We start from the raw sequence: 12,296 nt of genomic DNA, 5'->3' as shown, positions 1-12,296 counted from the left end.
AAAGACTTTCGTTCTTTTTTTGTATTTGGCTTCACAAACCTTTCATAATAGTGTATAATACAGAACATATAATTTTAATCGAAAATTATGAATATGATTAATTTACTATAAAATCATTAGTTTTAGATTATAAGTGTTGTTTGGCCCATTGTTGTAAGGGTTTTTATGATTGAAAATATATTTAAATGAGTAAGAAAATCAATTTTTAAAAGAAGTTTAAAGTTCTGAAAATAAATGAGCGAAATGTGAAAAAAATATATTTACATTCATAAACTAATCTGATATTTTATATGTATAGTAATTAAATTTTTGATGAAAATTTTATTATTTTTAGTGTTTTAGTGTTGGTTTTAGAATCCCTTATAAAACTGTGTGAAAGGTAGGTACTACTAAATGAATCGTATTTATAGGGTAATTTGGAGTCAGGTACGAGGCGCATATGTCGTTGTATCTGAAATCGCAAAAAGCCATACTCGTGGCTCCAAAAGCTTTGTTAGTAATTCCGCTAAAGCTACGGTAAAAGTTGGCTTGGCGGCTATGGTTTTGACCTGCGGTAGCGGATTAATTTCGGGTGTTGATGCAGCACCTATTAGAGGTCTTTCTTTATCTCCTGGTGAAGGTGAACGTGATGGCGGGTTTACGTATTTATACCCTAGCGAAAAAGCACCTTACATTCAAATGTATGATTACAAAACACCAGGAAATCCAGGACAAGGACACTTATATACTGATAATAAGGTGTTCGGTATTCAAATTGGTAATCGTGCGAATGCACGTTCTAATGATGGCTCCGTATCCGGTATTTCTATCGGTGATTATTCCCAATCTCGTGCGTTGGGTATCGGTTTAGGCCATTATGCTCAATCTGAACAAATCGGTGCTATTGCTGTCGGTTCAGCTGCAAAGGCAAAGGGTTTTAACTCCTTGGCGATGATGCGTCAAGCTTACGCAGGAGAACAATATGCGGCAGCTATCGGTACGGCAGCATCCGCACAAGGGTCTGCTAGCTTGGCCATGGGTCACTCCGCATTGGCAAAAGGTGCTCAATCCATTGCTATCGGTTCTGCAAATCCTGATCCATTGACAGACGCAAAAGGTACACCGTATACAGCATATGACGGAAGTACTAATACCCAAGCTAACGCTGCTCGTGCTATTGCTATCGGTCAAGGTGCTAAATCAAATACTGTAGATAGTGTTGCTATGGGGACAGGTGCTAATGTAGCAGCAGGTACAAATTATAAAGGCGAGAATTTTACTCATGGCATAGCTATCGGTAGTAATGCCCTTTCTCAGGGAATACAAGGCGTAGCTATCGGTAACAGTGCTGCTCATTATCGTGATAATGGGGTTGCTCTTGGTAACAATGCCAAAACTCGTGCAATGGACGGCATAGCTATCGGTAATAATGCTGAATCCGGTATTCAAAATGACCCTCAATATAAAGTAAATAACTCCGTTGCTGTAGGTAACTCTGCGCGTGCTCATGGTGGTTCCGGCGTGGCATTAGGTAATGATACATATGCATTGGGCGGATCTTCTGTAGCAGCAGGTAATGCTGCATGGGCATTAGGTGAACGTTCTACAGCTATCGGTAATAACGCTCATTCCGAAGGTTACGGCTCTATTGCTATGGGTCGTGAAGCTAGTGCTTTGAGCACTCAAGATGGGGACAAGAAAAATGTTGTGGCTATCGGTGATGATGCACAAGCAACTGGCTCCCGTTCCATCGCATTGGGCGTAAGCGCTCAAGCTGGTACATTAGAACGTGTACGTGATCGTAGCGTTTACAAAGATAATCCTGAATTAATCACTAAACTTAAAGCTCAAAAAGAAGTAACTGATGCAGTAGCAATCGGTAGCGAAGCAAGTGTACAAGAAAACGAAGGCTTAGCTCTCGGTAGCAAAGCAACAGTAAATAATGTTCGTGGCGTTGCATTAGGTGCTAATTCTGCAACAGCTGCCCCTGTAAGCACAGCTAGTGAAACTATTAATGGTTTAAAATACAACTATGCAGGTGGTACTGCTGATTCCACAGTTAGCGTAGGTAATACTTCTACAAAACGTACAATTACAAACGTTGCTGCTGGTCGTGTAAGTGCACAATCTACAGATGCTATTAATGGTAGCCAATTATATGGCGTTGCTAATGCAGTAGGTAATGTAGCTAACAGCACTAAGAATATCTTAGGCGGCAATGCTCAGGTTGACCAAAACGGCTCTATCACCATGACTAATATTGGTGATACAGGTAAAAACACTATTCATGAAGCTATCAAATCCGCAAATTCTGGTTGGGAACTTCAAGTTAATGGCCAAAAGGTTAAAGATGTAAAAGCTCCAAACCGTACAGTGAACTTTAACGCTGGTAAAAATATTAAATTAGAAGGCTCTGGAGACAATGTTACGGTTGCAACAGTTGATAATGCAAACTTCAACTCCGTTACAACTGGTAGCGTATCTATGAGCAAAACCGGTATCAATGCTGGTGGTTATCAAATTACCAATGTACAATCTGGCGGTGATACATTAACAAATGCGGCTAATATCGGTGATATTTCTCGTATTGCTGCAAAATACGATAAATACTTGCAACGTGGTTCTGCAACGTATGAAGCAAACGGTAATGGCAAGATTAACATGACCGGTACAAATGGCTTGACTGCTGAAGTAACAGGTTTGAAAAACACGTATGTTACATCCGGTACAGTATCCAATGACGGTAAGAGATTGACATTGACACGTAATGACAATCAAACATTCGATGTTGATATCTCTAAAATTTCTAATGGTCTTTCCAAAACTGATTACCGTTTGATTGCAAACCCTGCAGCTGGTAGCAACGGCGAGTATAAAGTAGCTGCTGATGGTAGCATGACATTAACTGTTGCTGATGCTGATGGTTCTAACCCTAAACAAGTTAAGTTGACGAATCTTGCTTCTAAAGAGCAACAAGATATTAACACTACTAATATCACAAATAACACTAACAAAATCGCTAAAGGTTTGAGCTTCCAAGGCGATAACAACGTTAAAATTAATAAACAACTTGGCGATACTTTAGGTATTACTGGTGGCGCTACAGGTGCTTTATCTGACAACAACATCGGTGTTGTAGCTAAAGACGGTAACCTTAATGTTAAGTTGGCAAAAGACCTAACAGGTTTGAACAGCGTAACTGCAGGTTCTGTTCGTGTAGGTAAACATAGCGACAATAAAAACTATGTAACTGGTTTGGACAATAAAGAATGGAATGTTCAAAACCCTACAATCACATCTGGTCGTGCAGCAACTGAAGATCAGTTGAAAAAAGTGTCTGATGAAATCAAGACTACTAATGCAGCTAAAACAGATTACCGCTTGATCAACAATGCAAACTCTGCGGACGGTTCTTACTCTGTAGAAAACAATAAAGTTGATTTAAAAGTTAAAGATGAAGCTCATCCTAACAGCCCTGCTAATACAGTAACAATAAACAACATCGCATCCAAAACTGAATTGGATAAATTGACAGAACGTGCTGTTAAATATGATCTTAACGGTACTACTGTTAATAAAAACAAGGTTACTTTGGAAGGCCAAGGCGGTACAACAATTACTAACTTGAAAGCTGGTGAAGTATCCTCTACTTCTACAGATGCTGTAAATGGTAGCCAATTACATGATGTGAAAATCGAAGCAGGCAAACATTCTAAAGTAACTGTTTCCGATGATAACCTCAAATTGACAACAACTCCTGCTACAAGCACTGAAGGTGCTAAATATGATCTTCGTTTGAACAACAAAGTGACATTGGGTAGCGGTAACAATCAAGTAGTTCTTGATGGTACTGCAGGCAGAGTGACTGCTGGTTCTGTTGTAATGGGCTCTCAAACTGTTCAAAATACGAAACATGCAAGTGAAACTGGTAATTATGTAACTAACTTGAGCAATAAGAGTTGGGATTCCACATCTATCGTATCCGGTCGTGCTGCGACTGAAGATCAGTTGAAAAAAGTTAGCGAACAAATTACTCAACAAGGTAGCAGTGCAACTGACTATCGTCTTGTAAGAAACTCCAGCGCTGACGGTTCCTACAAGGTAAACGACAATGGTGAAGTATCCTTGACTGTAGAGGATAAAAACCATGCAGGCGTTAAAGAACAAGTTACAATCAATAACATTGCATCCAAATCTTCCGTAGATAAATTGACAGATCGTGCTGTTAAATATGACATCAATAACGGTGTTGTTGATAAAACTAAGGTAACATTGGAAGGCGCTAATGGCACTACAATTACAAATGTAAAAGACGGTGCTGTAACAGCTACATCTAAAGATGCTATCAACGGTAGCCAATTGTTCAAGACTAAAGAAGAATTGATCAATAAAGGCATGAAATTCGGTGGTGACTCCGGTAACGTAATCAATAAAAAACTTGGTGAACAAGTAAATGTTAAAGGTGGCATTACAGAAGCATCCAAATTGACTGCTGAAGATAATATCGGTGTTGTATCCGATGGCTCTAACGACTTGAAAGTTCGTTTGGCAAAAGACCTTAAAGGTTTGAATAGCGTAACTGTAGGCGATACAAAAGTTACTTCCAACGGCGTAACTATCAGCAACGGTGCTACAAACAATGCATCTGTATCTCTTACTAAAACAGGCTTGGATAATGGTGGTAACAAGATTACTAACGTTGCTCGTGGTACAATCGACAGCGATGCAGTAAACTTGGCACAATTAAAAGAAGTATCCAACAGTGCATCTGCAGCAAATACAAAGGTAGCTGAAGGTAAAAACATTAAAGTTGATGAAAGTATCGATAATGTAACTAAAGCTAAAACATATACTGTAGGCTTGAAAGATGAAGTAACATTAGGCACAGGTAACACAGCTATAAATATTAACGGTACAACAGGTATCGTGAAAGCTGGCACTGGCGATAATGCTGTGACTATCAATGGCACAAATGGTACTATCAACTCCGGTAAAGTAACTATCAATGGTACTACAGGTACTGTTAACGAATTAACTAACAGAACTTGGAACCCTAAAGCTATTACTAATGGTCAAGCTGCTACAGAAGATCAATTGAAAGTAGTAGATAATAAAATTGATACTACAAAAACTGAAATCGTAGAAAAAGGCTTGAACTTCCAAGGTGATGCAGGTACTGCAATTCATAAAGACCTTGGTCAAACTTTGAAAATCTCTGGCGGTCAAGCTGATGCATCTAAACTTTCAGAAAATAACATCGGCGTAGTTAATAACAACGGCGTATTGAATGTTAAACTTGCTAAAGATTTGACAGGCTTGAACAGCGTAACAACTGGTGCTACAACTATTAACAACAATGGTTTGACAATCGGTGGTAACACATTTGTTACAAGCAACGGCTTCAATGCTAACGATACTCAAATCACAAACGTGAAAGCTGGTACAGAGGATAACCACGCAGTTAACCTTAAACAGTTGAAAGAAGTATCCAATAACGCAGCGGCAGCTAAAACTGTTGTAAAAGCAGGTAAAAACATCAATGTAACTGATTCTGAAGATCCACTTACTAAAGCTAAGACTTATACAGTTGGTTTACAAGACACAGTAACATTGGGTTCTGGCAATACTGCTGTTAATATCGACGGCACAAAAGGTATTGTGAAAGCTGGCGAAGGCAATAATGCTGTAACTATCAACGGTACAAACAGCACAATTAATGCTGGTAACGTAGCGATTGACGGTGTAACAGGCAATATCAATTCCGGTAAAGTTCTTGTTAACGGTGCTAAAGGTACTGTAAACAACTTAACAAATATCACTTGGGATGCTGACCATATCACAAGCGGTCAAGCTGCAACAGAAGATCAATTGAAAGTTGTTGATAAGAAAATTACTGACAATGGTAGTAACTTGACTAAGAAGGGCTTGAACTTCAAAGGCGATGACGCTACAAGCATTCATAAAGATCTTGGCGAAACATTAGATGTTGTAGGTGGTACTTCCGATAAAGCTAAATTGTCTGACAATAACATCGGCGTGGTATCTGAAAACGGTAAGTTGAATGTTAAACTTGCTAAAGAGTTGACTGGCTTAACAAGTGTAACAACTGGTGCTACAACAATTAATAACGAAGGTTTAACAATTGGTGGTAATAAATTCGTTACAGCTAACGGTTTTGATGCTAACAACACACAAATCAAAAACGTAAAAGCTGGTACTGACGGTAATGATGCAGTTAACTTGAATCAATTGAACGAAGTTAAAAATGCGTCTAACACTACAGTAGAAGGTAGCGAAAACATCAATGTTGATTCCACAGTAGATCCTAATACACACGCTAAAACTTACAAAGTAGCATTGAAAGACAATGTAACTTTAGGTTCCGGCGATAAAGCAATCAACATCAACGGTACTACAGGTATCGTGAAAGCTGGTGACGGTGCTAATGCTGTGACTATCAATGGTACAAACGGCACTATCAACTCCGGTAAAGTGACTGTCAACGGTGCTACTGGTACTGTAAACAACTTGACAAACATTTCTTGGGATCCTGCACATATCACAAGCGGTCAAGCTGCAACAGAAGACCAATTGAAAGTTGTCGATAAGAAAATCACTGACAACAGCACTGACTTGACTAAGAAAGGCTTGAACTTCCAAGCTGATTCTGGCGAATTAATTCATAAAGATCTTGGTCAAACATTAGATGTTGTAGGTGGCATTACTGAAAAATCTAAATTGTCCGACAACAATATCGGTGTGGTATCTGAAAACGGTAAGTTGAATGTTAAACTTGCAAAAGATTTAACAGGCTTGAACAGCGTAACAACTGGTCAAACAACTATCAACAACGATGGCTTGACAATCAACAACAAACAATTCGTTACAGCTAATGGCTTCAATGCTAACAATACGCAAATCAAAAACGTAACAGCTGGCGTAGAAGACAATGATGCTGTAAATGTTAAACAATTGAACGATGTAAAAGCTGCATCTAATACAAAAGTAGAAGGTAGCAAAAACATCAATGTTGATGAAACCGTAGATAATGTAACAAAAGCTAAAACTTACACAGTTGCATTGAAAGACACTGTAACATTAGGTTCCGGTAATAATGCAGTCAACATCGATGGTACAAAAGGTATTGTAAAAGCTGGTGACGGTGCTAACGCAGTAACTATTAACGGCGTAAACAGCACAATCAATGCTGGTAAAGTTGCAATTGATGGTGCAATTGGTAATATCACTTCCGGTAAAGTTCTAGTTAACGGTGCAAACGGTACTGTAAACAACTTGACTAACAGAACTTGGGATCCTAATAACATCACTAACGGTCAAGCTGCAACAGAAGATCAATTGAAATCTGTAGATCAAAAAGTTACAGACAACAGTAAGAAAGGCTTGAACTTCCAAGCTGACTCTGGTGAATTAATTCATAAAGACCTTGGTCAAACATTGGATGTTGTAGGTGGCGTTTCTGATAAAGCTAAATTGTCTGACAACAATATCGGTGTTGTATCCGAAAACGGTAAGTTGAATGTTAAACTTGCAAAAGACTTAACAGGTTTGAACAGCGTAACAACTGGTCAAACAACTATCAACAACGATGGCTTGACAATCAACAACAAACAATTCGTTACAGATAATGGCTTCAACGCTAACAATACGCAAATTAAAAACGTAACTGCTGGCGTGGAAGATAATGATGCTGTAAATGTTAAACAATTGAACGATGTAAAAGCTGCATCTAATACAAAAGTAAAAGGTAGTAAAAACATCGACGTTGATGAAGCTGTAGATCCAACTACAAAAGCTAAAACTTACACAGTTGCATTGAAAGACACTGTAACATTAGGTTCCGGTAACACAGCTGTTAACATCGACGGTACAACTGGTATCGTAAAAGCTGGTAACGGTACTAATGCAGTAACTATCAATGGTGTAACAGGCAACATTAATGCAGGTAAAGTTCTAGTTAACGGTGCAAACGGTACTGTAAACAACTTGACTAACAAAACTTGGACTCCAGGAAATATTGTTTCTGGTCAAGCTGCAACAGAAGATCAATTGAAAGTTGTAGATAGCAAAATCGATAAGAACACTGAAGACTTGACTAAGAAGGGCTTGAACTTCCAAGCTGATTCTGGCGAAGTAATCCATAAAGACCTTGGTCAAACATTGGATGTTGTAGGTGGCATTACTGATAAAGCTAAATTGTCTGACAACAATATCGGTGTTGTATCCGAAAACGGTAAGTTGAATGTTAAACTTGCAAAAGATTTAACAGGTTTGAATAGCGTAACAACTGGTCAAACAACTATTAACAATAATGGTTTGACAATTGGTGGTAATACATTTGTTACAAATAACGGCTTCAATGCAAACAATACGCAAATCAAAAATGTTAAAGCTGGTACAGAAGATAGCGATGCTGTTAACCTTAAACAATTGAACGAAGTAAAAGCTGCGTCCGATACTAAGGTAAAAGGTAGCAAGAACATTCATGTTGAAGAAGAAATCAACGATCTTACAAAAGCTAAAACATACACTGTAAACTTGAAAGACACAGTGACATTGGGCTCCGGCAATACATCAGTTCATTTCGATGGTACAACAGGTATCATTAGAGCTGGCGAAGGTGCTAATGCTGTAAATATCAATGGTACAAACGGTACAATCAACTCCGGTAAGGTAACTATCAACGGTGGTTCTGGTACTGTTAACGATTTGACTAACAGAACTTGGGATCCTAATAAGATCACTAACGGTCAAGCTGCAACAGAAGATCAATTGAAAGTTGTAGACAACAAAATTGATAAAAATACTGAAGACTTGACTAAGAAAGGCTTGAACTTCAAAGGCGACTCTGGAGATAAAATTCATAAAGATCTTGGCGATACATTGAATATTACTGGTGGCGAAGCTGATGCTTCTAAACTTTCAAATGGTAATATCGGTGTAGTTAATGAAAACGGCAACTTGAACGTTAAACTCGCTAAGAACCTTAAAGGTCTTGATTCCGTAACTGTTGGTTCCGATCCAAACAAACAAGTTGTTCTTGATGATAAGGGCGTATCTGTAGGCGGTAAAACTTACATTTCTAACGAAGGCTTAAACGCAAATAATCAAAAGATTACTAACGTGGCAGCTGGTGTAAATGATACAGATGCAGTTAACGTTCAACAGTTGAAGAGCAGCATGGCGGCAGCAACTACAACAGTGAAAGCTGGCGATAGCGGCAATACAACTGTAGAAACTACAGTTAATGCAGATAAGTCTAAAACATACACTGTAGATATCAAAAAAGACTTGAACTTACGCAGTGTGATTACCACTACTGACGATAAGAAATTCTCTACTGTAACAAACGGTGTAGGTGTTACAAGCACTGATACATTTGGTAATAAGACTACTCTTACTGCAGATAATGTGAAAGTATCTGATGGTCAAAATAATACAACTCAAACAACAGCTAAAGGTGTACTTGTAGATAATCCAACTAAGTCCACTGAGTTGACTGTTAACGGTGTTGTAACTACTGACAAAAAGACTAAGAGAACAAGCACAACTGCAGATGGTGTGGTTGTTACATCTGGCATGGGTAGTGAAAAAGTAACTACTACTGTTAGCAGCAACGGTGTTGCCATTACTACTCCTCCAGCAGGTCAAGGTTCCCCTAAAGATGGTACTGGTGCAGTAACATTGACTAAGGACGGCTTGAACAATGGCGGTAATAAAGTTGTTAACATGGCAAGTGGTTATGCCGAAGGCGAAGATATTAACAATATCGCTGATAATAGCAGCAGCTTAACAAATGGTGCTAACATCGGCGACTTGAAGAAAGGTATCGACGGCCTTAAGAAAGCTGGTTTAGACTTTGCAGGTGATAAAGGTGAATTCCATCGTGACCTAGGTCAAAAAGTGACTGTTAAAGGTGGCGTTACTGATGAAAGCAAACTTTCCACTGCAAACAATATCGGTGTTATCTCTGACAACAACGGCAGCTTGAATGTTCGTTTGGCAAAAGATATTACTGGTATCAATTCCATTACAACTATGGATAACTCCGGTCATACAACTGTGACAAACGGTAACGGTATCACAATCAAAAATAATGGTGGTGGCAGCGTATCCTTAACAAGCTCTGGTTTAAACAACGGTGGTAATAAGATTACTAACGTAGCACCAGGCGAAATTAGCTCCACTTCTACTGATGCTGTTAATGGTTCCCAACTTAATCGTGTTGCTAACAGCATGAATAATGTTGTAAACGAAGTTCGTCAAGTTGGTGCGATGTCCTCCGCGTTGTCCGCATTGAAACCTATGGCTTATGACCCTTACGAACCTACTCAAATTATGGCAGGTTACGGTAACTACCGTGGCGACTCCGCATTGGCATTAGGTGTGGCTCATTATAAAAATGAATCCATGATGTTACATGCTGGTGTTGCTTGGGCAGGCAGCAATAGCCATATGATGGCAAATGCTGGTGTAACTTGGAAAGTAGGTAACAGAGACGGCGAAGCAGAAACTGCAGATCGTTATCGTAAAGGACCTATCAGTTCTACATATGCAATGCAACGTGAACTTGCTGCAATGAAAGCTGAAAATCAAGGATTAAAAGGTGAAGTAGCTGATTTGAAAGCTGAAAATGAACAAATGAAAGCTAATATTGCTGCAATGATGGCAAGACTAGGTTTATAATACGTTCATACTGAACATTACGGGTTGAGGATTCCCCTTTAGGGAATCCTCCCACCCGATTTAATTCGTTGATAGAAAAGAGGAATATATAATGAAAAAATCCACTTTGCTTGCTTTCACAGCGGCAGTATTATTCGGCAGTGGCGTATTACATGTTAATGCGGCATCTGCTACATTTGATGATCCATTGCTTTTACCAAATCCGGCTAAAGCGCCTACAACAGGTTCTGTTGTATTGGTTCCTGTGGCTAGCCCTCAGGCGGTGCAAAGTATCCATGAATTTGTGAAAGCATGGGAAAATGCGGAAAAACATATTGCTTTAGCTGAAAGCAAAAAGAATAATCATCAAGCGTTAACTAAAGAAGAAGCTAAATGGTTACATTCTAAAGATAAGCATAACTATGCTGATTATTTCCGTAAACATTCTTTAGGTTATGTACATGGCCAAGAAACTGCATTGAACTGGAATGGTGAAAACCGTAATAAAAACGAGTATAGCTATTACACATTCCCTAAATATGATAAGGACCAAGGTTATACAAATAGCTATGGTTACAATGTATTGCGCAGCATGGTTGATCGCATGAATGAATTGCTTCAAAAACAAAAGGCCGTTGGCGGTCCTTTGACTGATGAAGAAGCACAAGCATTGGAAGATGCTATGCTTGATATCATGGCTCAAGATCAAGAACATGTATCTAATGAAGAATTGCGTTATTACATGAACGAAGCAGTTTGGTTTGCTACAAAACAAACTGTGAAGAATATGTCTGCAGAAGAACCTTCTGTTGGCGATATGCACGAAATTAACCTTCGTGAAGCGATTCAGACAGATAACTAATCATCTAAATACACATATAATTAAATCTTTATATGTATAACTTTTGCTGTATAGGAAATGCAGATGCAATACCTTATATATAAAAGTTTTTAATATACAGTGTTGAAATGCAAATAAGGGATTCTATAAACACACTGTTATATAGGCAAGAAGCCGCAACTGAATGCAATATATGCATTCTTGTTGCGGCTTTTTTTTGCTTTAAATTCTCGTTATATGATATGTCTAAAAGAGTGATATAACTCAAGTTTCGAATCTGTAAAATTAGGCCGTGAAATTGTGCAAAAATAATGGTAAAAATTTTCTGAAATTTGTAGTAAAATTTGTCCAAATTTTGTTGACATGAGTATATGGAAATGTTATTATATTCAAGTACCCCATATGAAGGGGCACAGATCTTTGAAAACTGAACAATGATAGGTAATCAATCAAAACGATTGAACATATGCCAGAGTGCGGGTTTTGACATAGTCAAAACCAACCATAATTCAAAGCTACTTCAATGTAGCGACAACAAAAACAAATGAGCTATTCAAATAGCTTCAAGATATCTTGGAGAGTTTGATCCTGGCTCAGGACGAACGCTGGCGGCGTGCTTAACACATGCAAGTCGAACGAAGAGCGATGGAAGCTTGCTTCTATCAATCTTAGTGGCGAACGGGTGAGTAACGCGTAATCAACCTGCCCTTCAGAGGGGGACAACAGTTGGAAACGACTGCTAATACCGCATACGATCTAATCTCGGCATCGAGGATAGATGAAAGGTGGCCTC

At 38.7% G+C, this 12,296-nt stretch carries 2 protein-coding genes and 1 rRNA gene; all 3 read left to right on the top strand.

Annotated features, from left to right (window positions below):
* Positions 1 to 393: 393 nt before the first annotated feature.
* Positions 394 to 10,683: an ESPR-type extended signal peptide-containing protein gene (locus HMPREF0873_RS03925; RefSeq protein ID WP_008714468.1), complete on the top strand. Its 10,290-nt coding sequence runs from the start codon at positions 394 to 396 to the stop codon at positions 10,681 to 10,683.
* A gap of 91 nt (positions 10,684 to 10,774) precedes the next feature.
* Positions 10,775 to 11,524, top strand: a complete 750-nt coding sequence (locus HMPREF0873_RS03920; protein ID WP_008714466.1) for a hypothetical protein — start codon at positions 10,775 to 10,777, stop codon at positions 11,522 to 11,524.
* A 549-nt stretch (positions 11,525 to 12,073) separates the two neighbouring features.
* Positions 12,074 to 12,296 (top strand): 16S ribosomal RNA (locus HMPREF0873_RS03915); the annotation flags it as partial.

This window comes from Veillonella sp. 3_1_44, from assembly GCF_000163715.1.
GTDB classification, from domain to species: Bacteria; Bacillota; Negativicutes; order Veillonellales; family Veillonellaceae; genus Veillonella; species Veillonella parvula_A.
The sequence above is the reverse complement of the archived record's forward strand: the minus strand, read 5'-3'. Positions and strand labels throughout refer to the sequence as shown.